At 63.9% G+C, this 23543-nt stretch carries 26 protein-coding genes; 12 read left to right on the top strand and 14 right to left on the bottom strand.

Annotation, left to right across the window (positions count from 1 at the left end; translation table 11 throughout):
- The 3 genes from NKG95_RS12000 to NKG95_RS11990 all read right to left on the bottom strand — a co-directional run bounded on the left by NKG95_RS12000 (position 1) and on the right by NKG95_RS11990 (position 2402).
- Positions 1–561, bottom strand: a complete 561-nt coding sequence (locus NKG95_RS12000; RefSeq protein ID WP_352963640.1) for a TIGR02281 family clan AA aspartic protease — start codon at positions 559–561, stop codon at positions 1–3.
- Between the two features lie 100 nt (positions 562–661).
- Positions 662–1291 carry a uracil phosphoribosyltransferase gene (gene upp, locus NKG95_RS11995; RefSeq protein WP_023675320.1) on the bottom strand — a complete coding sequence of 210 codons (630 nt, stop codon included), beginning with the start codon at positions 1289–1291 and terminating at the stop codon, positions 662–664.
- A gap of 136 nt (positions 1292–1427) precedes the next feature.
- Positions 1428–2402: an adenosine deaminase gene (locus NKG95_RS11990; protein ID WP_353040701.1), complete on the bottom strand. Its 975-nt coding sequence runs from the start codon at positions 2400–2402 to the stop codon at positions 1428–1430.
- A gap of 168 nt (positions 2403–2570) precedes the next feature.
- On the opposite strand from NKG95_RS11990, the gene ubiE reads away from it, so the two are divergent.
- From ubiE to coaBC, 3 genes are all read left to right on the top strand, one after another.
- Positions 2571–3347, top strand: coding sequence for a bifunctional demethylmenaquinone methyltransferase/2-methoxy-6-polyprenyl-1,4-benzoquinol methylase UbiE (ubiE, locus tag NKG95_RS11985; RefSeq protein WP_352484649.1), 777 nt, complete (start codon positions 2571–2573; stop codon positions 3345–3347).
- Between the two features lie 70 nt (positions 3348–3417).
- The gene (gene ubiB, locus NKG95_RS11980) at positions 3418–4992 is read left to right on the top strand and encodes a 2-polyprenylphenol 6-hydroxylase (protein WP_352494675.1); all 1575 of its coding nucleotides are present in this window, start codon (positions 3418–3420) and stop codon (positions 4990–4992) included.
- A 66-nt stretch (positions 4993–5058) separates the two neighbouring features.
- Positions 5059–6522 carry a bifunctional phosphopantothenoylcysteine decarboxylase/phosphopantothenate--cysteine ligase CoaBC gene (gene coaBC, locus NKG95_RS11975; RefSeq protein ID WP_353040700.1) on the top strand — a complete coding sequence of 488 codons (1464 nt, stop codon included), beginning with the start codon at positions 5059–5061 and terminating at the stop codon, positions 6520–6522.
- A gap of 18 nt (positions 6523–6540) precedes the next feature.
- Here coaBC and NKG95_RS11970 read toward each other — a convergent pair whose 3' ends face one another.
- The 6 genes from NKG95_RS11970 to NKG95_RS11945 form a co-directional block, all read right to left on the bottom strand.
- Positions 6541–8007 (bottom strand): MFS transporter, encoded by a 1467-nt coding sequence (locus tag NKG95_RS11970; RefSeq protein WP_352494677.1) that lies wholly within the window; start codon positions 8005–8007, stop codon positions 6541–6543.
- 407 nt (positions 8008–8414) lie between these two features.
- Positions 8415–8888 (bottom strand): DUF992 domain-containing protein, encoded by a 474-nt coding sequence (locus NKG95_RS11965; RefSeq protein WP_023719019.1) that lies wholly within the window; start codon positions 8886–8888, stop codon positions 8415–8417.
- Between the two features lie 136 nt (positions 8889–9024).
- A complete protein-coding gene (locus NKG95_RS11960) occupies positions 9025–9870 on the bottom strand; it encodes a tetratricopeptide repeat protein (protein ID WP_352791346.1) in 846 nt (281 codons plus the stop codon).
- A gap of 161 nt (positions 9871–10031) precedes the next feature.
- Positions 10032–10304, bottom strand: a complete 273-nt coding sequence (gene rpsU / locus NKG95_RS11955) for a 30S ribosomal protein S21 (protein ID WP_023675331.1) — start codon at positions 10302–10304, stop codon at positions 10032–10034.
- A gap of 265 nt (positions 10305–10569) precedes the next feature.
- Positions 10570–10968, bottom strand: a complete 399-nt coding sequence (locus NKG95_RS11950) for an SET domain-containing protein (RefSeq protein WP_353040699.1) — start codon at positions 10966–10968, stop codon at positions 10570–10572.
- Between the two features lie 109 nt (positions 10969–11077).
- Positions 11078–11836: an SDR family oxidoreductase gene (locus NKG95_RS11945; RefSeq protein ID WP_352494680.1), complete on the bottom strand. Its 759-nt coding sequence runs from the start codon at positions 11834–11836 to the stop codon at positions 11078–11080.
- 191 nt (positions 11837–12027) lie between these two features.
- Here NKG95_RS11945 and NKG95_RS11940 point away from each other — a divergent pair, with 191 nt between their 5' ends.
- From NKG95_RS11940 to NKG95_RS11910, 7 genes are all read left to right on the top strand, one after another.
- Positions 12028–12771 carry a hypothetical protein gene (locus NKG95_RS11940; protein WP_353040698.1) on the top strand — a complete coding sequence of 248 codons (744 nt, stop codon included), beginning with the start codon at positions 12028–12030 and terminating at the stop codon, positions 12769–12771.
- A 128-nt stretch (positions 12772–12899) separates the two neighbouring features.
- Positions 12900–14153 (top strand): sarcosine oxidase subunit beta, encoded by a 1254-nt coding sequence (locus tag NKG95_RS11935; protein ID WP_353040697.1) that lies wholly within the window; start codon positions 12900–12902, stop codon positions 14151–14153.
- A complete protein-coding gene (locus NKG95_RS11930; protein WP_023719024.1) occupies positions 14153–14575 on the top strand; it encodes a hypothetical protein in 423 nt (140 codons plus the stop codon). Before NKG95_RS11935 ends, NKG95_RS11930 begins: the two co-directional genes overlap by 1 nt.
- A gap of 8 nt (positions 14576–14583) precedes the next feature.
- Positions 14584–14880: a sarcosine oxidase subunit delta gene (locus tag NKG95_RS11925; protein WP_023719025.1), complete on the top strand. Its 297-nt coding sequence runs from the start codon at positions 14584–14586 to the stop codon at positions 14878–14880.
- The gene (locus NKG95_RS11920; protein ID WP_353040696.1) at positions 14877–17870 is read left to right on the top strand and encodes a sarcosine oxidase subunit alpha; all 2994 of its coding nucleotides are present in this window, start codon (positions 14877–14879) and stop codon (positions 17868–17870) included. Before NKG95_RS11925 ends, NKG95_RS11920 begins: the two co-directional genes overlap by 4 nt.
- A complete protein-coding gene (locus NKG95_RS11915) occupies positions 17863–18441 on the top strand; it encodes a sarcosine oxidase subunit gamma (RefSeq protein WP_353040695.1) in 579 nt (192 codons plus the stop codon). The genes NKG95_RS11920 and NKG95_RS11915 overlap by 8 nt, the downstream gene beginning before the upstream one ends.
- Positions 18442–18494: 53 nt before the next feature.
- Positions 18495–18719, top strand: a complete 225-nt coding sequence (locus tag NKG95_RS11910; protein ID WP_023719028.1) for a hypothetical protein — start codon at positions 18495–18497, stop codon at positions 18717–18719.
- A 100-nt stretch (positions 18720–18819) separates the two neighbouring features.
- Here NKG95_RS11910 and NKG95_RS11905 read toward each other — a convergent pair whose 3' ends face one another.
- Entirely contained in the window at positions 18820–19059 is a 240-nt protein-coding gene (locus tag NKG95_RS11905; RefSeq protein ID WP_353040694.1) for a DUF680 domain-containing protein, read from the bottom strand.
- 191 nt (positions 19060–19250) lie between these two features.
- Complete coding sequence (locus NKG95_RS11900) at positions 19251–19892, bottom strand: TetR/AcrR family transcriptional regulator (protein WP_352857420.1); 642 nt, start codon at positions 19890–19892, stop codon at positions 19251–19253.
- Between the two features lie 193 nt (positions 19893–20085).
- On the opposite strand from NKG95_RS11900, the gene NKG95_RS11895 reads away from it, so the two are divergent.
- A complete protein-coding gene (locus NKG95_RS11895) occupies positions 20086–20787 on the top strand; it encodes a hypothetical protein (RefSeq protein WP_352845539.1) in 702 nt (233 codons plus the stop codon).
- A 27-nt stretch (positions 20788–20814) separates the two neighbouring features.
- Here the strand turns inward: NKG95_RS11895 and NKG95_RS11890 are convergent, their stop codons facing one another.
- Positions 20815–21309, bottom strand: coding sequence for a MaoC family dehydratase (locus NKG95_RS11890; RefSeq protein ID WP_031194015.1), 495 nt, complete (start codon positions 21307–21309; stop codon positions 20815–20817).
- A gap of 39 nt (positions 21310–21348) precedes the next feature.
- The gene (locus NKG95_RS11885; protein WP_353040693.1) at positions 21349–22164 is read right to left on the bottom strand and encodes an SDR family oxidoreductase; all 816 of its coding nucleotides are present in this window, start codon (positions 22162–22164) and stop codon (positions 21349–21351) included.
- A 337-nt stretch (positions 22165–22501) separates the two neighbouring features.
- On the opposite strand from NKG95_RS11885, the gene NKG95_RS11880 reads away from it, so the two are divergent.
- Complete coding sequence (locus tag NKG95_RS11880) at positions 22502–22645, top strand: hypothetical protein (protein WP_352484631.1); 144 nt, start codon at positions 22502–22504, stop codon at positions 22643–22645.
- Positions 22646–22679: 34 nt separating this feature from the next.
- Here the strand turns inward: NKG95_RS11880 and NKG95_RS11875 are convergent, their stop codons facing one another.
- Complete coding sequence (locus NKG95_RS11875) at positions 22680–23507, bottom strand: MurR/RpiR family transcriptional regulator (RefSeq protein ID WP_353040692.1); 828 nt, start codon at positions 23505–23507, stop codon at positions 22680–22682.
- Positions 23508–23543 lie beyond the last annotated feature (36 nt).

Here is a 23543-nt window from a genome sequence, read left to right as displayed (position 1 = left end):
TCACTGAACCAGCAGCAGCGTGCCGTCTTCGACCTGATATTTTTCGAGCCGCTGCAGAAAGCTCATGCCGATCAGGTTGGTGTGCAGCGCCCTGTCGTCAAGTACGACGGCCTCGACGCCCTCGACAGTGATCCTCCCGATCTGCAGGCGGTCGATCGTCACCACGGCGGCCTTGATCGCACCGTTGGCGGTGTTTACCTGATGGCTGAAGTCGGTCGAATTGAGCGAGATGCCGATCCTGCGCGCAGTCGAGCGGTTGATGGCGACGAGCGTCGCACCGGTATCGATCATGCCTTCGATCTGGCGGCCGTTCAACTTGAAGACCGACATGAAATGCCCGCGCGCGTCCGCGGTGACGACGACCTTGCGGCCGAGCGGCTGCGTCGTCGCCGGCCTGTCCGGGACGGCGGCGAGGTTCAGGTCGGTTTGGGTGTCGGCCGGCTTAGCTCCGATGGCGGATTTCAACAGCCGCTCGATCGTCTGTGGATTCGACTGATAGACGATCGGCAGCGATGCCGACGTTCCGGCAAACACGCCAAGGATGAGAAGCTTGCGCAGCATGGACCGGCCTTTGTGGTTGCCGATCCTTAGTCCGACAAGGTGTTTGCCGCTTTAACGAATGCGGAAACCAGCCGTTTGCGTAAACAATCGGTAAACGGACCTATTTGGTGCCGTACATACGGTCGCCGGCATCGCCGAGGCCGGGCATGATGTAGCCCTTCTCGTTGAGTTGGCGGTCGATGGAAGCGGTGAAGACCGGAACATCGGGATGCGCCTGGGTAAAACGCTCGAGGCCCTCTGGTGCCGCCAACAGGCAGAGGAAGCGGATGTTGGTGGCGCCGCGGCCTTTCAGCTTGTCGATCGCCGCGATCGCCGAATTGGCGGTCGCCAGCATCGGATCGACGACGATCACCAGCCGGTCGGCGAGGTCGCCCGGCGCCTTGAAGAAATATTCGACCGCTTCCAGCGTCTCATGGTCGCGGTAGAGGCCGATATGGGCGACACGCGCCGCCGGCACCAGATCGAGCAGGCCTTCGAGCAAGCCGTTGCCGGCGCGCAGCACGGAGGCGAAGACGAGTTTCTTGCCCTCCAGCGTCGGCGCCTCCATCGTCTCGATCGGCGTCTCGATCGTCGTCGTGGTCAGTTCGAGGTTGCGGGTGACCTCATAGCCGAGCAGTAGCGAGATCTCGCGCAGCAGCCGCCGGAACCCGGCCGTCGAGGTTTCCTTCTTGCGCATGATGGTCAGCTTGTGCTGGACAAGCGGATGGTCGACGACGGTGACGCCCTTCATGGTGTTCTCCGAACTGCGCAGGTGAATAGTGAATGGTGTATGGTGAATAGTGAATAGTGAACTGGTTTGCGAGTCCTTGGTTGCGCGGAAAAACTCGCGGTTGACGGACCGAAGCGCCAGGCTCGCAATTCACCATTCACCTGCCCTTGGCGCCGAGCCTGCCCAGCAGCGCCGCCCTGGTCTTTCTGTCGACGAAAGCTGCCTCGATGGCCGTCCTGGTGACGGCGGTGAGCGCCTTGTCATCCATCGCAAAATGTTCGGCGGCGATGTCGTATTCGCGCTTCAGCGAGGTCCAGAAATAGGGTGGGTCGTCGGAGTTGAGCGTCACCTTGCAGCCCGCCGCCCTCAAAGCAGGAAAGGGATGGTTGGCGAAGCTGTCGAAGATTTTCAGGGCGATGTTGGAGCCGGGGCAGCATTCGAGCACGACGCCTTCGTCGGCGATGCGCCGCACGAGATCGGGGTTCTCGATGGCGCGCACGCCGTGGCCGATGCGAGAGGGGCGGATATGGTCGAGTGCCGCCTCGACGCTCTCCCAGCCCATCAATTCGCCTGCGTGCACGGTGATGCCGAGGCCGGCCTCGCGGGCGATCTCGAAGGCCCTGACATAATCTTCCAAATCGCCAATCCGCTCGTCGCCGGCGACGCCGAAGCCGGTGACCAGCGGATGCCCGCTGCGGGCGGCGAAACGCGCCGCCCGCTCGATCGATTCGACACCGAAATTGCGCACGCCGGTGACGATCATGCGGCCTTCGATGCCGGTCTTCGCCTTGGCGCGGGCCATGCCTTCGCCGAGCGCATCGGTATAGGCCTTCGGCGACAGCCCGGCCTTGCCGGCATGGTCGGGCGAGGTGAAAACCTCGGAATAGATGGCGCCGTCGCGGGCGAGGCTGGTCAGGTAGTGATCGGCCAGCCGCGCATAGTCTTCTTCGGTGCGGAACAGGTCGGAGGAGAAGTCGTAGGCGGCGAGGAAAGAGGTGAAATCGTGCCAGACGAAGGAGCTGTTCTGGATATAGGGCGAGGCATCCCTGCCGTATTTCTCGGCCTGGCGGAGGACGAGTTCAGGCGCCGCTGCCCCTTCGATGTGGCAGTGCAGTTCTGCTTTCAAAGGCATTCAATTATCCCGTCAGGCCTTTTTCTTATGACGCAGGTTCTGGTCGGAAAACCGTGCGACGCTTTTCCGGAACCTGCTTCGAAGCGCGGCCGAACACCGCGCCTTAAACAATAGCGCCCGCACCATCGATCGGCTATGGTCCCGCCGATTTTATGGCGGATCAAAACGATGTCGGTTGAAAGAACCACGGCTGCGGGCGGCATGGAAACCTCCTATGGTTTCAAGCGGGTAGGGCCAGGCGACAAGCAGCCCCTGGTCAATGATGTTTTCCACAAGGTGGCGAACCGGTACGACCTGATGAACGACCTGATGTCGGCCGGGTTGCATCGGTTGTGGAAGGACGCCATGGTCGCCTGGCTCAATCCACCGAAGCGGCCGGGCTGGCGCGTTCTCGACGTTGCCGGCGGCACCGGCGACGTCGCCTTCCGCATCGTCGAGGCGAGCGCCAGGCACGCCCATGCAACGGTTCTCGACATCAACGGCTCGATGCTCGCCGTCGGCCGCGACCGAGCCGAGAAAAAGGGCCTGTCGGCAAATACCGATTTCGTCGAGGCCAATGCCGAGGAACTGCCTTTTGCCGACGCTACTTTCGATGCCTACACCATTGCTTTCGGCATCCGCAACGTGCCGCGCATCGATGTGGCGCTTGCCGAAGCCTATCGCGCGCTGAAGCCTGGCGGGCGCTTTCTCTGCCTTGAATTTTCCGAGGTCGAGATGCCGCTGCTCGACAAGGTCTATGAGGCATGGTCGTTCAACGCCATCCCGCGGATCGGCAAGGCGGTGACCGGCGACGGCGAGCCCTACTCCTATCTGGTCGAATCGATCCGCAAATTTCCCAACCAGCAGAATTTCGCGGCGATGATCTCGCGCGCGGGCTTCGAGCGCGCCTCATTCCGCAACTATTCCGGCGGCATCGCCGCGCTTCATTCGGGCTGGAAGCTTTGAGGCTGGCCCGCATTTTCATAGCCCGACGTGCCTTTCGCCAGTTCAGGAAACCGGCAAGGCAAAGCCAGCCATGAGCAGCATAGGCGCTGGTTTCAGGCTCGTGCGGGCCGGCTGGGTGCTGGTCCGCGAGGGTGTCATCGCGGCGTTGCCCGGCGACGAACTCTTCGGCCTGCCGAAGTTCGGCTGGCGCATGGCCCGGCTGTTCACCCGTCGCCGCGCGCTTGCCTACGAGCGCGGCGACCGGCTGGCCAAGGCGGTCGTGCGGCTCGGCCCATCCTACGTCAAGCTCGGCCAGTTCCTGGCGACGCGGCCGGACGTCGTCGGCAACGACATAGCGCTCGATCTCGCCATGCTGCAGGACAAGATGCAGACATTTCCGAAGGCCGAAGCCATAGCGGCAATAGAGGCCTCGCTCGGACGCAAGGTCGGCGAGCTCTATGCCAGTTTTGGCGAGGCCGTCGCCGCCGCCTCGATCGCCCAGGTCCATACCGCCGAAACCCTGCAGGACGGCGTCGTTACCCGGGTGGCGGTGAAGGTCATCCGGCCGGGCGTGCGCCGCCGCTTCTTTCGCGATCTCGAGAGCTATTTCCTCGCCGCCCGGCTGCAGGAAAAATACATCCCGTCGTCGCGCCGGCTGCGGCCGGTCGAGGTGACCGAGACGCTGGCCCAGACCACCAAGATCGAAATGGATTTGAGGCTGGAGGCGGCGGCTTTTTCGGAGCTCGCCGAAAACACCAAGGACGATCCCGGCTTTCGCGTGCCGTCGGTCGACTGGGAGCGCACCGGCCGCGATGTGCTGACCATGGAGTGGGTCGACGGCATCAAGATGAACGATATTGTCGGCCTGACCGCCGCCGGCCACGACCTGAAGGCGATCGCCGCCAATCTGGTCCAGTCGTTCCTGCGCCATACGCTGCGTGACGGTTTTTTCCACGCCGACATGCATCCGGGCAACCTGTTCGTCGAGGCCGACGGCACCATCGTCGCCGTCGACCTCGGCATTGCCGGCCGGCTCGGCAGGAAGGAGCGCCGGTTCCTCGCTGAAATCCTCTACGGCTTCATCACGCGCGATTATCAGCGCGTCGCCGAGGTCCATTTCGAGGCCGGCTACGTGCCGCGCCAGCACAATGTCGCGGCCTTCGCCCAGGCGATCCGGGCGATCGGTGAACCGATCCACGGCCAGCCTGCCGAGACAATCTCGATGGCCAAGCTGCTGACGCTTTTGTTCGAAGTGACCGACCTCTTCGACATGGCGACGCGGTCCGAGCTGGTGCTGCTGCAGAAGACCATGGTCGTCGTCGAAGGCGTCGCCCGCACGCTCGACCCGGCCTTCAACATGTGGAAGACGTCGGAGCCGGTGGTGAGCGGCTGGATTGCCCGCAACCTCGGCCCGCGCGCCCTGCTGGCCGATGCGCGCGACGGTGCCAGTGCGCTGCTGGCGCTGGCCCGCCAGGCGCCGGACCTCGCCGCACGCACCGAGCGGCTGTCGCGCGAGATCGACCTGATGGCCGAAAACGGCCTGCGTTTCGACGAAAGGACCGCGCGCGCGATCGGCAAGGCCGAGGCGCGCTACACCCGCTCCGGCCGGCTGGCGCTGTGGGTGATCGCTCTGACGCTGCTGTATATCGCCTGGAAGCTGCTCTAACGCCTTGTTGTCGCTTGATTGCATTGATATCATTGCTTGCAGCGATCTCGGGCAAAGTGCAATCACATGGCCAGCATCACGATCCGCAACCTTGATGACGAGGTCAAGGATATGCTGCGCCGATTGGCTGCGGAGAATGGCCGGTCAATGGAAGACCAGGCGCGGGTCATGATCCGCGCAGCGGTCGAAGGTCAACTCGGTTCGTCCGGCCGCATCGACCAGATCGAGAAAACGTTGCGCGAACTGACAAGCTTGCAGAATCCTGCAGCTCCGGTGGTCGCGGTCCCCAGCCAAGTCGCGCGAGGTGTCCTCTCCGGCAAGCGCATCCTGCTGATCATCGGCGGCGGCATCGCCGCCTACAAAGCGCTCGACCTGATCCGCCGGCTGCGCGAGCGCGGTGCTTCGGTGCGCGTGGTGATGACCGCCGCGGCGCAGCAATTCGTCACTACGCTGTCGGCCGGAGCGTTGTCCGCCCATCATGTCTTCACCGAGCTGTTCGACCGGCAGGACGAGCACGACATCGGCCACATCCGGCTTTCGCGCGAGGCCGACCTTGTGGTCGTGGCGCCGGCCACCGCCGACCTGATGGCAAAGCTCGCCAACGGCCACGCCAACGACCTTGCCTCGACGGTGCTCATCGCCACCGACAAGCAGGTTTTGATGGCTCCGGCTATGAACCCGAAAATGTGGACGCACCCGGCGGTCCGGCGCAACCGCTCGATGCTGGGTAAGGACGGCGTCGCATTCGTCGGCCCGGCGAAGGGCGAGATGGCCGAAAGCAACGAGGCGGGCGAGGGCCGCATGGCCGAGCCGCTGGAGATCGTCGCCGCGATCGAGGCGCTGCTCGACAGTCGGCCAAAGCCGCTGGCGGGCAGGAAGATCATTGTCACTTCCGGGCCGACGCATGAACCGATCGACCCGGTGCGCTACATCGCCAACCGTTCGTCGGGCAAGCAGGGCCATGCCATCGCGGCGGCGCTGGCCAGGCTCGGCGCCGACGTGCGTCTCGTCTCCGGTCCGGTCGGCATTGCGGATCCGGCCGGCGTCGCCACGATGCATGTCGAAACGGCCGTCGAGATGAAGGATGCGGTCGAACAGCTGCTGCCGGCCGACGCGGCAGTGTTCGTCGCGGCTGTCGCCGACTGGCGCACTCAAAGTTCGGCCGGGGAAAAGATCAAGAAGGTGGCGGGCGAGGGGCCGCCGGCGCTGCAGATGGTGGAAAATCCCGATATTCTTGCCGGTGTCGGGCATCACAAAAGGCGGCCGATGCTGGTGGTCGGTTTCGCCGCGGAGACGCAGGACCTGGTCAGGAATGCCGAGGCCAAGCTTGCGAAAAAGGGTGCCGATCTTATCGTCGCCAATGATGTCTCGCATGAAGATGGTTCCCCGGGCGTGATGGGCGGCGACCGCAACAAGGTGCGGATCGTCTCGAAGGCCGGCGTCGAGGAATGGCCGGAGATGAGCAAGGAAGAGGTGGCGACGCGGCTCGCGGCACTGATCGCCGGCCGGCTGAAGACGGTCGTGGTTTAGCGATCTCCCCTCGGGTGTTTAGCCGATCTCACCTCTCGTGGGGGAGATTGGCAGCTTCGCCAGCCGCGCGTCGTCGCTCGCGCCCGAAATCCGCAAGGCGGCAAGGCATCCCAGGATGCCGAGCGGGATGAAGGCGAGGAACAGCCAGGCGGCGACATTTGCCGCGGCCTCGCGGTTCAGGCCTTCGGAAAAGCCGCTGGCGTTGGCGACGATGCCGGTCAGTGCCGCACCCACGGCATAGCCGATGCGCTGCATGGTCGGCACGGCGGCCGAGGCGATCGTCTGCTCGCCTTCCTTGGCCGATGCCACGATGACACGCGTGACAAACGGCCAGGCGATGCCGAAACCGCCGCCTTGCAGCAAGGCACAAAGCAGGATCAACGGGATCGAGCCCGCCGGCACCGTATAGGCGAAACCCGCGACGCCCGTGGCGATCATCAGCGCCCCGCCGACGATGATCAGCCGCTCGCGCTCCGGCGGGGCATTGGCGACGAGGATCGACAGGATCGACCAGGCGATCGATTCGGCGGCGATGATGTAGCCGGTGGTGAGGATCGGAATGTCGTGCAGGCTGGTCAGGAGCAGTGGCCCGTAGACCGCAAACGAGCAGGTCGCCACCGAAAACGCCGCGACCATGGTCATGCCCGCGCCGACCGGCGAGCGCCATGAAAACAGCCGCGACGGGAACAGGCGCGAGCGCGGCTTCAGCGCGTCGATATAGACGAACAGCGCCAGGCCGATCATGCCGAGGGTGAGCAGCAGCGACGAGCGCAGCAGGGCGATGTCGACGCCGGCGGTGGCGATCAGCACGACGCTGACGGCAAGACAGCCAAGTGCCGCAAACGGGAAGGGCGGCGCCGACCCGCCGGTCGCCTGCGGCCTTGTTGCTTTAGGTGTATCGAGCACGAGGAAGCTTGCCAGCGCCATGGCCGTGCCGCCGAGGGTGAAGACGCCGAAGGCCCAGCGCCAGGACAGCAATTCGGTCATGACCGCGCCGAGCACCGGCCCGCTGAAGGCGGCGACGCCCCAGATCGCCGACATAACGCCGAAAAGCTGCGGCCAGATCGCGCGGGCAAACAGCCGCTCGACCGAGACGAAGGCCAGCGACACCAGCGCGCCACCGCCAAGCCCTTCGATCAGGCGGCCGGAGAGGAACAGCGGCATCGAAGGCGCGGTGGCGCAGACCAGCGCGCCGGCGGCATAGAGCAGGGCGGCGGCCGTCATGTTGGTGCGCAGCGCGACATAGCTCACCAGCCGTCCGGCGGCAGCACCTGCGACGATGGCGCCGAGCTCGTAGATCGCCAGCGACCAGCCGACCAGCTGCACGCCGGCGAGCTCGCCGACCATGGCCGGCATGACCGTTGCCACCATCGTTTCGTTGGTGGCGTGCAACAGGATGCCGAGGCTGATGAAGCAGAAGCGCGCCAGATCGCCGCTCGCCCACAGCGCACGCCAGTCGACCCTGTTTGTGCTTGTTTTGGTCAAGTCCACCCCCGAATTCCCTGCCGAGCCAGAGCATCTTTGGCACTTCAGGCGCGATGCACGCCTTGTTCGCGTGCGGTTTGTAAAACCTCAACTGCGGTTGAGCTCAAGCGGTTTTTTGATCGCCGTTAGCGCGGCGGATGCCAAAGATCATGCGGCGCGAGACAGTCACGAGATGTCGAGATCTTAGTCAGGCCGAAGATGTAAGCAATATTGGATCGCCGCAATCTTCGGTCACGGTAACGGCATGGATCCTAGGATCCATGCCGTGATCTTCGAGCGCTGCAACTTTGAACATCAGGGCGGCCCATCCTCTGCGGAGCGGGCCTGCCGGAATCCATGAGCTTTCGGCAGCTATTCGCAGGCCGACACCTACGCTGCCCGGCTGCTCGGGGAGCCATGCTACGCCGCTATTTGAACGAATGGATCAAGTCCAGCGAAGTGACGGCGACCGCCAGATTGACGCCGGTCTGCGCCTGGACACTGAGCGGCTGCAGCGAAAAGGCGCTGCCGAGGCCGCCGACCAAAAGGTTGGCGCCGCCACCGGTGACCACGCTCGCCTCGGCATTCACGCCATAGTAGCTGCCGGCAAGATCGCCTTCATCGTGGTTGCGGGTTGCCGCCAGAACCGCCCATGCCAGTTGGCCCTGATGCGTCCGGCCGACGTCGACGCCGAGCTTGGAAATTACCCCGGTATAGACTTCGGGTGGGCCGCCACGATGCGGACGAAAGACACAGGAAACACCCTTGTTGGAGGTGACCAGATAGGCCGTGCCACCGTCGATGGTGCAGTCGAGCACGCCGAGCTGGAGCTTGCCGGCGCTGGCGGGAGCGGCAACGACGGTCGTGGCGAGTGCGGCGGCACAGGCAAGTTGCTTGATCATGGGAGGGTCCTTTCCAAATGGCTTTGAACAACGGCTGACCACGCCGAGCGTTCCGCCGAAAACTTGGCGCCAGCAAGGCAAGGCTAAACGCAGGGTTGTCGCAGTGCGGAAACGGCGGCCCGATAAACCGGCCCGGTCAGCCGGCGCTGGTGCGGGCCAGACCGTCCTTGGCCGGTTGGTAGTTCGGATTGAGGTGCACTGCCTCGCGGTAGGACTTCGCGGCCCTGACCTTGTCGCCGCGCCGCTCGTAGATCAGCGCCTGGTTGGACCAGGCCTCGGCGTTCTTGCCGTCGAGCTTGATGGCCATGTTGAAGTCGGCGAAGGCATTGTCCTCGTCGTTCATGGCAAGGTAGGAGAGGCCGCGTCCGTTGTAAGGCTCGGAAGCATCCGGCGCCAGCGAAATGGCGGTCGAGAAATCCTCGATGGCAAAGGCGTGCTGGCCCTGGCTCTGGTAGATCAGGCCGCGATTGTGATAGGCGCGCGCGTCGGTCGTGTCGAGCTGGATCGCTTTCTGGAAATCGTTGAATGCCTCCTGGACCCGGCCTGCCTTGCGGTAGAGATTGCCGCGGCCGATATAGGCGGCGTCGTAGTTGGAATTGATCTGGATCGAGCGGTTGTAGTCGGCCAGCGCGCTTGCCTGATCACCGAGGAAGCGCTGGATGAGCGCCCGGTTGGAATAGGCCTGGTAGAAATTCGGATTGAGCTGGATGGCAGTGTTGAAGTCCTTCAGCGCTGCCTGGTACTGGCCGCCGCGGCCATAGGCCGAGCCGCGCACATTGTAGGCTTCCGGATCCTGCGGGTTGCGCTGGATCACCGCCGACAGCGAGGAAATGTTCTCGGTCGAGGCTTGCGCCTTGTCGATGTTGTTGAACTCGCCGGTCGGAACGCTCTGGCAGCCGGCAAGCGTCAACCCGGAGAGCAGGGCTGCCGTCAGGGCGAGGCCGCGCCACGCGGTTCTGCGCTCTACGGTGATTGCGTCCATGTCTGCCCTGTCCTTACTGCGCCGTCTGGTCCGTTCCCCCTCCGAACCGGCATCTCTCCCAACCAGTCCTCTCGGACCGGGTCGAAATCACAACAAAAAGGTGGCGGCGATTCCGCATCGCGCCACCTTGGATATCCTTGGAAAAGGACGAAAAATTGACGTCAGAACCGCGGCGGACGCGGAGCACCGGCGCCGGCAGCACCGGCCGCGACCGGACGTGGCGTCATCGGCAGAAGGCCTTCGCGCTGGGCGCGCTTGCGGGCCAGCTTGCGGGCGCGGCGCACGGCTTCCGCCTTTTCACGGGCGCGCTTCTCGGAAGGCTTCTCGTAATGTCCGCGCATCTTCATTTCGCGGAAGATGCCTTCACGCTGCATCTTTTTCTTGAGCGCGCGAAGCGCCTGATCAACATTGTTGTCGCGGACGAGTACCTGCACGTGCAATCCTGTCTTTCGGTTTGAAATCAACAGGCAAGCGGCCATAGCCACAAGCCTCCGCGGCGCGTTACACCACGAATTGGGGCGGCTGATAGCAGAATCAAGGGGCGCTGTCCACAGCCGATTGAGAGGCGGTGCCGATCCCGAAACGAAAAACCCGCCTCGGCGGCGGGTCTCTGGTGTGAATCAGCACCATGCGCAATTTAGTAGCATAGCTGCCGGCACAAAGCAAGAACAAAATTCGCCTTGGGTCAGATAGACGCCGCTATGCCGTGGCCAGGGCCGTGGCCAGGTGGAGCTGCTCGAAACCCTCGAAGAACTCGCCGTAGTCGCAGGTTATCTCCTCGCCGGCGGCGATATCGCGGATCGCGGTGGCCCCGCCATATTGCGAAAAATCGGTGTTCGGCTTGTCGGCATGGTTCATGAAGCGGCCATTGTCGACCTCATAGACCATGAAGCCCGGCCGGTCCGGGCTGGGATAGGCATATCTGTCGAGCAATTCCTTGAGGTGCGGCGGCGCCGTCTCGTATGTTTCCCTCGGGATCAGCCGGTCGAAGTCCGGATCGAGCCGCCAGATCTGCGCGCCTTTCCGGATCGGCTCGGCGGCAAACACACCGACGCCTTCGATTGCGCTTGCAGCGATATAGGTCCTGATCAGCAACATGTTTCCAACCCGTCTTCGAGGAGAAGACGGAATCGTCAAATCGCCGAAAAAATCAAGGGCCGGTTCGCGACATTTCGGCTGGCGGGCATGCGTTGCGCCCTCCGAACCCTCACGTCCGGGTGATCGAGACGCCGCCGTCGGCGAACAGCGCCGCGCCGGTGGTGAAGCTCGATGCGTCGGACGCCAGGTAGAGCGCCGAGCGGGCGATCTCCTCAGGCTCGGCGACGCGCTTCAAGGCATGCAGGTTTTCGACGAAGGCTCGCGATTCAGGTGTCTTGAACGTCGCCGAAGGCGTGTCGGTGCCGCCCGGCAGCAGCGCGTTGACTCGAATGCCCTTGGCGCCATATTCGGCGGCCAGCACCTGCGTCAACCCGATCAGTCCGGCCTTGCTTGCGGCATAGCTGGTCATGCCCGGCATGCCGACGGTGTGGCCGACGAAGGTGGAGGTGAAGATCAGCGAGCCGCCGCCGCGATCGATCATCGCCGGCACCTGGTATTTCGCGCCGAGAAAGGCGCTGGTCAGATTGGTATCGAGCGTCTCGCGCCAGCCCTCCAGCGACAGCTCCGAAACCGGCCCCATCCTACCGACCGAGCCGGCATTGTTGAAGGCGATGTCGAGCCCGCCGAATTTCCCGACCGCCAGGTCGACGAGGGCTTTTGCGTAGGCTTCGTCGCGGACATCGCCGGCAAGAGCGACGGCGGTGCCGTCGGCGTCTTCGATTTCGGCAACCAGCGCATCGAGCTCCGCCTGGCGGCGGGCTGCGACGACCACCTTGGCGCCTTCCTCCGCAAACACCTTGGCCGTGGCGCGGCCGATGCCGGAGCTGGCGCCGGTGACGATGGCAACTTTGTTGGCAAGTGCGAACATTTTTGCATCCTTTTTCGCGCCGGCCCTTGCCGGCAATCGGGATCCTTGGTCGCAAATCAGGGCGGCGCGAGCCACCCGATACCTGCGCTGTTTTCAACAGCGCTTCTTGACGCCCGCTGGCCACCAAGCTACGGGTCCTCATCCAAAATCGCGGGTGGACGCGCCACCCATTTGCAATGACCCCCCAAGACATGATGAGCAAGTTGCTGGAGCCCGGCTACGAGGGCGACGGCGAATTGGCGAATGCGCTTCGTTCGGAATTCCTCAAGGGTTTTCCGCTCGAAAACCTGCGGCAATTGTTGGTGTCCAGCAATGTCCCGACCCAGGCCGCGGCCGTCTTTATAACGGTCGAAACGGTCTTTAGGTTGGGCTTCGAGCTGAATTGTGTAGTGGCGGAAATAGCCAACCTGCTCGACAGCAAAAGTTCAACGATACGCTTCGATGCGATCCAAACGCTCAGAAGTTGTACCACACCTGCAGATGGCGCCTTTCTAGGTCGCGTGATGCTGCGACTGGATGATGAGCATGCGGGCGTTCGGTGGTCCGTCGTCAAGTTCATCTGCTTTGCGCAGCGCTGGCAGTTGCGGCTCGGGGTGGAAAATGCCGCCGCACTGCGTCCAGACTCTGCTTTCGCGATGCTGGTTAACGCTTACGGCAGGTATTTCATGCCGAGCGCCAAGGACCTGCGGCGACTGCTCGAGGATCCGGATGCGGTGTTGCGGCGCTTTGCAGCGGCAGTGGCTATCAGGCCACGCGACGTGATCATCGAGCGCTTCGTGGCCATGGCGGAGCAGTCGGACGACGCGGAAGTTCGTAAAATCGCCAGCGATTGCCGTGAAGGTTATTTGCGGCCAACCTATGCAATCGGGCCGTCCATCTTCAAGCGTGCTTCGTCTGAAACGTCAAAAGGCGAAACTCAGAACAGCGGCCGTTGAAGGCACGGCGCAAAACGGCAAGCGCCGTCGCAAACAGTGCAAGGCTGGCAGTGCGGTTTCGCTAGTGATACAGCTCGCGCGCCGGGGTTGGCTGATCTGCCCGGCCGCCATTTGCGAGGCCTGCAACGTTGAAGAAATACTCGGTATTCGCTATCGCCCGCGAGGCCATGCGCGGCCACAAGGGCTGGGAGGAACAGTGGTCCTCGCCGGAGCCGAAGAAGGAATATGACGTCGTCATCGTCGGCGCCGGCGGCCACGGCCTGGCCACAGCCTATTATCTCGCCACCGTGCACGGCATCACCAACGTCGCGGTATTGGAAAAAGGCTGGCTCGGCGGCGGCAATACCGGCCGCAACACCACCATCATCCGCTCCAACTATCTCTACGACGAAAGTGCCGGCATCTACGACCATGCGCTGAAGCTGTGGGACGGGCTCAGCCAGGAACTCAACTACAACGTCATGTATTCGCCGCGCGGCGTCATGATGCTCGCCCATAACATCCACGACATCCAGGTGCTGAAGCGGCACGTCCATGCCAACCGTCTGAACGGCATCGACAATGAATGGCTGACGCCGGAGCAGGCTAAGGAATTCTGTCCGCCACTCAACATTTCGCGCGATGCGCGCTATCCCGTGATGGGGGCTGCCCTGCAGCGCCGTGGCGGCACGGCGCGCCACGATGCGGTCGCCTGGGGCTATGCGCGCGGCGCCTCGGCGCGCGGCGTCCACATCATCCAGAATTGCGAGGTCACCGGCATCAAACGCGCGCCGAACGGCGCGGTTACCGGTGTCGAGACGACGCGCGGCTTCATTGGCGCCAGGAAGGTCGGCGTGGTCGCCGCCGGCCACTCCTCGGTGATCATGAACATGGCCGGCGTGCGCATGCCGCTGGAAAGCTATCCGCTGCAGGCGCTGGTGTCGGAGCCGGTCAAGCCGGTGGTGCCTTGCGTGGTGATGTCGAACACGGTGCATGCCTATATCTCGCAATCCGACAAGGGCGAGCTGGTCATCGGCGCCGGCACCGACCAATATGTCTCCTATTCGCAGACCGGCGGGCTGCACATCCTGCAGCACACGCTCGACGCGATCTGCGAGATGTTCCCGATCTTCACCCGCATGAAGATGCTGCGCTCATGGGGCGGCATTGTCGACGTGACGCCGGACCGTTCGCCGATCCTGGCCAAGACGCCGGTGCCCGGCCTCTACGTCAATTGCGGCTGGGGCACGGGCGGCTTCAAGGCGACGCCGGGTTCGGGCCACGTCTTTGCCCATACGATCGCCAGGGACGATCCGCACCCGATCAACGCACCCTTCACCATCGAGCGCTTCCGCACCGGCCGCCTCATCGACGAGGCGGCGGCGGCGGCGGTGGCGCACTGATGATGACCGAGATGGCCGTCGCCATGCCGCTGATGCTCGCCGGCGAGCAAGGCCTGTTTCATTTTCCGTCACCGGACGAGGTGCGCACGCAGCCGATCAGTCGCGCCGGGAACGAGGCCGACTGGCCGTTTTCCATCGATGACGGCATGCTGACCTGCGTCTGGAGCGGCGGGCGAAAGATCGTCTTCTTCTTCGAGGCCCGTCCTTCCGATCTGGATCCGGACGAGCCTTTCCAGCCGCGCGGCGTCATCGTCACCACCGATCCAATCCAACTGACCATCGGCAACATGGCCAATCGCGCTCTGTTTCGCCCTGCGGCAAGCATCGAGGAGCGCATCCGGCTCGTCGCGCCTTTCGTCACGATGGGCCAGAGGCTTTGCGACCAACCTGCCGGCGCTCGCGTCGGCCACGGCGAACTGTAGGACCAACCATGCTTCTCATCCGCTGCCCCTATTGCGAGGAAGAGCGTCCCGAGCTCGAATTCCGCAACGCCGGTGAGGCGCATATTGCGCGTTCCCCAAACATCGCCGGCGAGAGCGACGACGACTTCGAAAAGTTCTTCTTCATCCGCTCCAATCCCAAGGGGATCATCTATGAGCGGTGGCGGCACATGCATGGCTGCGCGCGGTTCTTCAACGCCGTGCGCGACACCGTCAGCGACAGGTTCCTGATGACCTACAAGGCCGGCGAGCCAAAGCCGGCGAAGCTGCCGGGAGCCGCCAAATGAGCGCGACGTTCCGCATTGCCGGCGCCGGGCGGCTCAAGCAGGCAAAGATAGCTGGCTTCAGCTTCGACGGCCGCCCCTATACCGGCATCGAGGGCGACACGCTGGCCTCGGCGCTGCTTGCCAATGGCGTCCATCTCGTCGGCCGCTCGTTCAAATACCACCGGCCGCGCGGCTTCCTGTCGGCCGGCGCCGAAGAGCCGAACGCGCTGGTCGAGATCAAGCGCGACGCGGCACGCAAGACGCCGAACGTCCGCGCCACGGTACAGGAACTCTATGACGGGCTGACGGCACAGTCGCAGAACCGCTGGCCGTCGCTCGCCTTCGACATCGGTGCGGTCAGCAGCATCGCCTCGCCGATGCTTTCGGCCGGCTTCTACTACAAGACCTTCATGTGGCCGAAGGCTGCGTGGAAGAACCTCTACGAGCCTAAGATCCGGGCCGCGGCCGGTCTCGGCGTCGCCCCCGACCAGCCGGATCCCGACCATTATTCGGCGCGCTTCGCCCATTGCGAGGTGCTGGTGCTTGGCGGTGGTGCGGCGGGTATTGCTGCGGCATTGGCTGCCGCCGAAACCGGCGTGCGCGTCATCCTTGCCGACGAGCAGGCGGAATTCGGCGGCAGCCTTCGCTTCGAGAGCGGGGCGAAGATCGAAGGCCAGGACGGCTTTTCCTGGGCGCAATCCGCTCTCGCCAAGTTGAGCGCGATGGACAATGTCCGCGTACTGCCGCGCACCACGGCCTTCGGCTATTACGCGCAGAATTTCGTCGGACTGGTTGAGCGCGTCAGCGACCATCTGCAGAGCCCCGGCCGCGACCTGCCGCGCGAGCGGCTGTGGCAGGTTCGCGCCAAACGCGTGGTGTTGGCGACCGGCGCCATCGAGCGCCACATGGTGTTTGCCGACAACGACCGTCCCGGCGTCATGCTGGCGTCGGCGGCGCGCACCTATCTCAACCATTACGGCGTCGCGGTCGGCAGGAATATCGGCGTCTATACGGCGAACGATTCCGCCTATGCGGCGGCGATCGACCTGAAGAAGGCTGGCATCAACGTGGCGGCGATCGTCGATCTGCGCGACAATCCGACCGGGCCGGTGATCGACGAGGCGAGGGCGCTCGGCATCGAGATCAATTTCGGCCGCGCGGTGATCCGCGCCGGCGGCAAATTGCGCGTGTCGTCGATGACCGTGCAACCGAAGAATGGCGGCGGCGAGCGCACCATGCCGGTCGACGCAATCCTGATGTCGGCCGGCTGGACGCCGTCGGTGCATCTGTTCTCGCAATCGCGCGGCAAGGTTGCCTTCAACGATGAGACCAAGCGCTTCGTGCCCGGCATTTATGCACAGGATTGCGTCTCGGTCGGCGCCTGCAACGGCACGGACGGGCTGTCGGCGACCATCGACGAGGCCTATGCAGCGGGCGTCAAGGCGGCCAAGGAAGCCGGCAACAAGCCAGCCAAGGGCACCAAGCCGAAAGTCGATGCCGGCGAGAGCTGGTCGCGCGGCATGCTGGGTGCGGCGCCCGGCGCCGGGGCGGATACGACAGTAAAGGCGTTCGTCGACTTCCAGAACGACGTCACCGCCAAGGACATCCGCCAGGCGGTGCATGAGGGCATGCGCTCGATCGAGCACGTCAAGCGCTTCACCACCAACGGCATGGCGACCGACCAGGGCAAGACCTCCAACATGCACGGCCTGGCGATTGCCGCCGAGACGTTGGGCAAGCCGATCCCGCAGGTAGGGCTGACGACGTTCCGTGCGCCCTATACGCCGGTGACGTTCGGCTCGATCGTCGGGCACGCGCGGGGTCCCCTGTTCGACCCGACCCGCAAGACGGCGATCCATCCCTGGGCAGAGCGTCAAGGCGCGATGTTCGAGGATGTCGGCCAGTGGAAGCGCGCCTGGTATTTCCCGAAGCCGGGCGAGGACATACATGCGGCCGTCGACCGCGAATGCGTCACGGTGCGCAAGACGGCCGGCCTGTTCGACGCGTCAACGCTGGGCAAGATCGAGGTGGTCGGGCCGGATGCGGCCAAATTCATGGAACTGCTCTACACCAATCCATGGGAGAAGCTCGAGCCCGGCCGCTGCCGCTACGGCATCATGCTGCGCGAGGACGGTTTCATCTATGACGACGGTGTCGTCGGCAGGCTGGCGCCGGATCGCTTCCATGTGACGACGACGACCGGCGGCGCGCCGCGCGTCATGAACCATATGGAGGACTATCTCCAGACCGAGTTCCCGCATCTCAACGTCTGGCTAACCTCGATCACCGAGCAGTGGGCGGTCATTGCCGTGCAGGGGCCGAAGTCTCGCGACATCATCGCACCGCTGGTCGAAGGCATCGACATGTCGGACGAGGCGCTGCCGCATATGTCGGTGCGCGAAGGCCGGATCTGCGGCGTACCGACCAGGCTGTTTCGCATGTCGTTCAGCGGCGAGCGCGGCTTCGAGGTCAACGTGCCGGCCGATTACGGCGAGGCGGTCTGGGAAGCGCTATGGGCCGAGGGCCAGAAGCACGGCGCCTGTGCCTATGGCACCGAGTCGATGCATGTGCTGCGCGCCGAAAAGGGCTACATCATCGTCGGCCAGGATACCGACGGCACGGTGACGCCGAACGATGCCGGCCTCGACTGGGCGGTCGGCAAGAAGAAGACCGACTTCGTCGGCATTCGCGGCATGGCGCGGCCGGATCTGGTCGCCAAGGGCCGCAAGCAGCTTGTCGGACTGAAGACCAGGGATGCCAAGGTGGTGCTGGAGGAGGGAGCGCAGATCGTCGCGGACCCGAAGCAGGCAATCCCGATGAAGATGATCGGCCATGTCACGTCGAGCTATTGGTCGCAAAATTGCGGCCGCTCGATCGCACTGGGGCTGGTCGCCGGCGGCCGCGATCGCATGGGCGAGACGCTCTATGTACCGATGCCGAACGGGGTGATTGAGGTGGAGGTCACCGGTATGGTGTTCTTCGACGAGAAGGGGGAGCGCCTCAATGGCTAAGGCCGCTGTGAAAACCGCCGTCGCCGGGCCGTCGGTCGAACGCCGTCCGGCTGTCGCCGGCCAGTCGCTTTCCGCCACCGGCGTCACACTTGCCGTGCTGCCGCCGGCCGAACGCATATCGCTGCGCGCGCCGGACGCCTCGATCGCGGCACTTTCGAAAGCACTTGGCATCGCCCTGCCGCTAAGGCCGAAAACCTCGGCGGCAAAGGCTGGACGGACCGCCTTGTGGCTCGGGCCGGACGAATGGCTGGTCATCGATGAAAGCGGCAAAGATCCACTCGCCGATTGCGCCAAGATTTCCGCGCTGCATTCGGCGGTCGGCATCTCGCACCGCAACGTCGCCGTATCGGTCACCGGACCGGCTGCCGCGACGACGATCAATGCCGGCTGCCCGCAGGATTTGTCGCTCGACGCCTTTCCGATCGGGGCGGCATCGCGCACCATTCTCGGCAAGGTCGAAATCGTGCTGTTGCGCACGGCGGCCGATGCGTTCCGCGTCGAATGCTGGCGTTCCTTCTCCGACTATGTCTTTACTTTTCTGTCGGAGGCAGCGCGCGACGCGGCAGCATAGCAATGTTCGCCGCGCCCAGCCGTTCTGCGACAGCGAGCCGAGGGAGAATGCAAATGCCGTCGAACTCCGCGCCGAAGTTGCCGGCCAAGACGCCGGCCGTGCGCTCTTTCGAACACGAGCAGCGCACTGAGGCGGATGTCGAAGAGGAACTCGAGGAAGGCCTCGAGGATACGTTTCCGGCCAGCGATCCGGTGTCGATCACCGGAACGGCCATTCCCGGCGCGCCGGCAAGACCCGGCAAGGCGAAGAGGGTGGCGGGACAGAAGCGTAAGAAGTGATCTGCACGGCGCGATAAAGCAGGGCTGAGGCCGGCAAGATAGGCGGCCGGAAATTGCTGCCGCCCTTTCGGTTCATCGCCGCATATTATCGCCGGTCGGCTCAGAAGCTGCTGGGCACGATCCACGGGTCGATGCCGATGCCGAGCCTCGGGCCCTTGCTGCCGGCCTTGTGGGTCTCGGCATCGGCATTTTCAAGCGATCCGGTCGGCGCGCAATCGAGCTTCACATCGGTCTTGGTGTCGATGCAGGCCGCTTCTTGCTTGCCTGTCTGATTGCTGCCGGCAATTGCGGCGCCAGAGAGCGCCAGCAGGGCGGCGAGCGTGAGAATTGCCTTCTTCATGATCGGTCTCCGGTTCCAGCTAGTGAATTCGTACATGTACGGTATTGCGTACAGATACGCCCAAGGCTGAGGGAGTTCAAGTAAAAATCGTACACGTACGGAGAAATTAGGCGCAGGAATTGCCGGACGCTCGGCACCGGAGCGCGGATCGTTCCGAGAAAGATTTTACAGATCGGGAGGAGCGCCGCTCCTCAGCAGTTGACCGGCGGGCCGAGCGGCGCAATCTCGTGCGCGGCGATGGCTTCGAGCATGATGTCGCCGATCCGTGTGATGAACGTCGTCTGGTCGCCGAACGGGTAGAACGGGAAGGTGATCAGCAGCGAGATGGCGCCGTGGCCGACCGCCCACAGCATGGTGGCGATGGCGCGCGGATCGCCCTTGAGCCTGCCGGCGGCAACGCAGGCCTCGACCCTCTCGATCAGCACTTTCATCGCCGGGTTGCCGCTCTGCATTTCGGCGAACGTCTTGCCGGCCGGCGGCCTGACTTTTTCGGTCATGAAGACGGTGCGGTATTCGTTGGGATTCTCGAGCCCGAAGGCGGCATATTCGACCAGCACCGCCTTGAGTGCCTCGATCGGGTCGTCGGCCGTATGATTTTCGATGCGCCTGGCCAGGGTCTCGAAGGCGTTTTCGGCCAACGCGAACAGGATGTCCTGCTTGTCGGCGAAATAGGAATAGACCGACATCGGCGCATAGCCGACGCGCTTGGCGAGCTTGCGGATGGTGAGGCCGTCATAGCCTTCTTCCTGGACAAGCTTGTGCGCGGCGTCGACAAGTTCGGAACGCAGTTCGGCCTTTTGTTTTTCGCGGCGCTCCTGGACGCTTAGCTGCAATTGTTCGACTGCCTTAAATGACTGATGGCTGGATGCAGCATATATACGCTGTACGGCGTCGGGCAAGGGTGGCACGAAGCAGAAGCTCGACGTCACAAAACGATGTAACCCGGCAATAAAGCCGGCAACATCGGACTGTTACAGACAAACGCTAATTCGCGGCTCTGCAAGAATTGTGATCTGGGAGGCCAACATGGCCCTGACTGAGCTTTCGTCCGGCGTGCCGGACGTGAACCCGCTTTCCCATCGCGCCAGGATGGCGCTCAGGCGCGTCGTCATGGTCGCATGGCTGGCGATCGCGCTCGGCTTCGCCATGGAGGCTCTCATTCTGACCGTCAGATTTGCGGCAGGTTCCTACCCGGCGACGACGCTGATCCTGATCGAACTGGCGCAAGGCGTGACCTGGTCGTTCTTCGTCTGCGCCGGCGTCAGCCTCGGCACGGCGCTCGCCAAAGTGCGAGCCTCGCTCGGCGGCCTGATCGCCGCGATCTCGGCGCCGCTGGCCATGGGCATCGCCAAGGGGACGCAAAAGGTCATGGTCAGCGCGCTCGATGCGGCGGCAAAGCCGGCCGTTCTCTCGCTCACGACGCTCGGTGTGCTGCGGGCCATAGAATACGGGCTGCTCGGCTGGATACTGGCGTCGCTGGCATCGAAGGAAGAACCCCGTCCGCTCCATTTCGCGCTGGCAGGCGCCCTGATAGGCGCGGTATTCGGTGGCGGCATCACGGTGCTGACGATTGAGACGGCCGCGGCGAACGACGCTGCTCTGGCACTGCCACAGGCTATCGCAACCGGCCTCAACGAGATCGTGTTCCCAATCGGTTGCTCATTGGTCGTCTACATTGCGCTGCAGGTGAGCCGCCACATGAAGTACGTCGCGGCCGAAGCCAAATAGATTTAGGTTCCCAGGCCCGGATGCCAGTCAAACCGCTTCCGGCTGGCGTTCGATCAGCGTCAGCGTCAGCCAGCGCGCGGTCAGCGCCGGTTTTTTCGAGCCCTCGATCTCGATCGTCACGTCGTGCGCAGTCTGCACCCAGCCCGACGGCCTGACCTTGACATCGGCCAGCACGAAGCGGGTGCGGATGCGCGAGCCGGTTTTCACCGGCGCCAGGAAGCGCAGCGAATCGAAGCCGTGATTGACGCCCATCTTGCTGTTTTCCAGCGGCGGCATGGTTTCGAAGGTCATCGCCGACAACAGCGAAAGCGACAGGAAGCCGTGCGCGATGGTGCCGCCGAACGGCGTCTCGCGCCTGGCGCGCTCCGGATCGCAATGGATGAACTGATGGTCGTCGGTGGCATCGGCGAACTGGTCGATCATGCGCTGCGTGACCACCCGCCATGGCGACACGCCGACTTCCTTGCCGACGTTGGCCAGAAGCACATCGAGACTGATCGGTTCCACGCTGATGTCCTCCATCTTCACCCCCGGCATTTCACTCGCCGGATGGCGTGCGTCTCATTCCTTGAACAATGTCAGCCCGTGTTGCACCGACTGCCCGCCATCGATCGGCAGGATGGCGCCGGTGACATAGCTGCCGGCACGGCTGCACAAATAGAGCGTTGCGCCGGCAATGTCATCCGGTGCGCCGATGCGGCCGATCGGAACGTGGTTGCCGACATGTCTTGCCTGGTCTTCGGTGCCGGTGGCGAAGGCCGTCATCCGGCTCTGGAAAGGGCCGGGCGCAAAGGCGTTGACGGTGATGCGTCGGGCGGCCAACTCGATCGCCAGGATGCGTGTCAGGTGGTGAACCGCAGCCTTCGAGGCCGAGTAGGAGTAAGCGTCTTCGGCCAAAGGCTGCGTGCCCATCACCGATCCCAGATTGATTACCCGGGCCGGGTCGGCCTCGCTGGCAGCGGCCTCGAGCAGAGGCAGCAATTCGCGCGTCACATAGAAGACCGCAGTGACGTTGACGCCGAACACCTTGGCCCAGGCATGATAGGGAAAGCTTTCCAGCGGCGCGCCCCAGGAGATGCCGGCATTGTTGACCAGGATATGCAGCCGTTCGATCCGCGCCCTGACCTCGGCGACAAGCGCTGCAATGCCGGCCTCGCTGGAGACGTCGCCGGCGAAACCCTCGGCCCGGCCGGATGCCCCAAGCCCGTTCAGCTCGTCCGCTACCTTGGCGCAATCCTCGCCCTTGCGCGAGGCAATCATCACCGAGGCGCCGGCCCTGACCAGAGCGGTCGCCGCCATGCGGCCGATGCCGGTGGCGGCGCCGGTGACCAGCGCCGTCTTGCCGGCGACTGAGAACAGCTCGTCCAGATAGCTCATCGAATTCCTCCGCGCAGTTCACCGCTGTTTGATGGTGGGTCAATGAGCGGCTTCGCGTCGCCAAGGCTAGCCGAACTTCGATCACCCTTGCCACGGGTAAAGTACCTAGACCGGGGCGAGGGCACGCCTTGCGGCTGAAAGGTTAAGCCCCAGCGGCAAGGTGGTCATTCGGCCCTGACATGGGTCGGATGAATGATGCAGCCGTCCCCCTAAGCGAGCACCTTGGCCAGCGGTTCATTTCGCGCGTGAAGCAAGTCGTCATTACTCCTCCGCCCAAGCCGCAGGCAGATCTTGAGGACTTGGGACGGTAGCCGAGCGATAGGCAGGACTGACGTTCGTGATCGTGGGGGAGCTATGCCTTCCCGAGGGAGCTGTGGGTAAGAAACAACGCATCGTCCTGTTGGCAGCGGTTTTTGCGTCTGTCTTTGGCGTCTTTTTGCTGATCCTGATCCTGCAGATGGTCAGCCTTTTGGTTGACTAGACCCCAACGAAGACCGTTCGCCCGAAGGGCCGCTCTACCGTAGGCTTTCCAACTCGCGGATGCGTTTGGTGCCGTCGGCCTCGAGCTGCCTTGTGACCGCGCCGATCAACGCTTCGACGACGACGAAAAGGGCGGCGGATGAGTCCCAGGCCGAAGGCACGGCGGTACGCCCGGCGATGACGTGGCGGGCGAAGCGGGCGATCGGCGACAGCCACTGGTCGGTAAACAGCACGATCTGCACGCCACGCTGGTTGGCCGTCTCGGCGAAGCGGACAAGGCTGTCCTGGTAGCGCCTGATGTCGAAGATCACCAGCACGTCGCGTTTACCCATGTCGATCAGCCGGTCGCGCCAGACGCTTTCCTGCCCGCCGAGGTGAAAAACGTTGGGCTGGATGATGGCGAGGTGGGCGGCCATGTAGCGCGCCAGCGGGTCGGTGAACCGGCCACCGATCAGGAATGTCTTGCCGCGCCGGTCGGCCAGCTTGGCGACGATGTCGGCAAGCTGCTTATCCGAAAGGTGCCGGAAGGTCTCGCGCATATTGTCCAGCGTCGCTTCCAGCATCGGCGACACGGCGCTGCTGCCCGGCGACGGGGGATTGAGCGTCCGTGACGCCGGCGACTGCAATTGCGCCGCCAGCTCGTCCTGCAGCGCCGACTGGAATTCTGGATAGTTCTGGAAGCCGAGCCGGGCGACGAAACGCAGGATCGTCGGCGACGATACGCCGGCGGCGGCGGAGAATTCGGCGACCGTCTTCAGCCCGATCAGCGGATAGCTGGCGATCAGCGTTTGCGCTGCGCGCCGCTCGCCGGCCGGCATGGTGCCGATGCGGTCGGAGATCAGTTCGGCAATGCTGGAAACCATGTTTTTCCCCACCCTGGCCGGGCCGTTACCGCATTA

It is taken from the genome of Mesorhizobium sp. M1423 (assembly GCF_040317575.1).
Classification (GTDB): domain Bacteria; phylum Pseudomonadota; class Alphaproteobacteria; order Rhizobiales; family Rhizobiaceae; genus Mesorhizobium.
This window is presented reverse-complemented; position numbering and strand designations above follow the sequence as displayed.

What these genes read in the sequence shown, in the direction of transcription:
- NKG95_RS11990 (WP_353040701.1), bottom strand. Translation starts at nt 2,402, where the DNA reads ATGCCTTTGAAAGCAGAACTGCACTGCCACATCGAAGGGGCAGCGGCG.
- upp (WP_023675320.1), bottom strand. Translation starts at nt 1,291, where the DNA reads ATGAAGGGCGTCACCGTCGTCGACCATCCGCTTGTCCAGCACAAGCTG.
- NKG95_RS11915 (WP_353040695.1), top strand. Translation starts at nt 17,863, where the DNA reads ATGGCTAAGGCCGCTGTGAAAACCGCCGTCGCCGGGCCGTCGGTCGAA.
- coaBC (WP_353040700.1), top strand. Translation starts at nt 5,059, where the DNA reads ATGGCCAGCATCACGATCCGCAACCTTGATGACGAGGTCAAGGATATG.
- NKG95_RS11925 (WP_023719025.1), top strand. Translation starts at nt 14,584, where the DNA reads ATGCTTCTCATCCGCTGCCCCTATTGCGAGGAAGAGCGTCCCGAGCTC.
- NKG95_RS11960 (WP_352791346.1), bottom strand. Translation starts at nt 9,870, where the DNA reads ATGGACGCAATCACCGTAGAGCGCAGAACCGCGTGGCGCGGCCTCGCC.
- NKG95_RS11885 (WP_353040693.1), bottom strand. Translation starts at nt 22,164, where the DNA reads ATGAGCTATCTGGACGAGCTGTTCTCAGTCGCCGGCAAGACGGCGCTG.
- NKG95_RS11920 (WP_353040696.1), top strand. Translation starts at nt 14,877, where the DNA reads ATGAGCGCGACGTTCCGCATTGCCGGCGCCGGGCGGCTCAAGCAGGCA.
- NKG95_RS12000 (WP_352963640.1), bottom strand. Translation starts at nt 561, where the DNA reads ATGCTGCGCAAGCTTCTCATCCTTGGCGTGTTTGCCGGAACGTCGGCA.
- NKG95_RS11875 (WP_353040692.1), bottom strand. Translation starts at nt 23,507, where the DNA reads ATGGTTTCCAGCATTGCCGAACTGATCTCCGACCGCATCGGCACCATG.
- NKG95_RS11905 (WP_353040694.1), bottom strand. Translation starts at nt 19,059, where the DNA reads ATGAAGAAGGCAATTCTCACGCTCGCCGCCCTGCTGGCGCTCTCTGGC.
- NKG95_RS11940 (WP_353040698.1), top strand. Translation starts at nt 12,028, where the DNA reads ATGATGAGCAAGTTGCTGGAGCCCGGCTACGAGGGCGACGGCGAATTG.
- NKG95_RS11950 (WP_353040699.1), bottom strand. Translation starts at nt 10,968, where the DNA reads ATGTTGCTGATCAGGACCTATATCGCTGCAAGCGCAATCGAAGGCGTC.
- NKG95_RS11910 (WP_023719028.1), top strand. Translation starts at nt 18,495, where the DNA reads ATGCCGTCGAACTCCGCGCCGAAGTTGCCGGCCAAGACGCCGGCCGTG.
- NKG95_RS11945 (WP_352494680.1), bottom strand. Translation starts at nt 11,836, where the DNA reads ATGTTCGCACTTGCCAACAAAGTTGCCATCGTCACCGGCGCCAGCTCC.
- NKG95_RS11965 (WP_023719019.1), bottom strand. Translation starts at nt 8,888, where the DNA reads ATGATCAAGCAACTTGCCTGTGCCGCCGCACTCGCCACGACCGTCGTT.
- ubiB (WP_352494675.1), top strand. Translation starts at nt 3,418, where the DNA reads ATGAGCAGCATAGGCGCTGGTTTCAGGCTCGTGCGGGCCGGCTGGGTG.
- NKG95_RS11930 (WP_023719024.1), top strand. Translation starts at nt 14,153, where the DNA reads ATGATGACCGAGATGGCCGTCGCCATGCCGCTGATGCTCGCCGGCGAG.
- NKG95_RS11890 (WP_031194015.1), bottom strand. Translation starts at nt 21,309, where the DNA reads ATGGAGGACATCAGCGTGGAACCGATCAGTCTCGATGTGCTTCTGGCC.
- NKG95_RS11895 (WP_352845539.1), top strand. Translation starts at nt 20,086, where the DNA reads ATGGCCCTGACTGAGCTTTCGTCCGGCGTGCCGGACGTGAACCCGCTT.
- ubiE (WP_352484649.1), top strand. Translation starts at nt 2,571, where the DNA reads ATGTCGGTTGAAAGAACCACGGCTGCGGGCGGCATGGAAACCTCCTAT.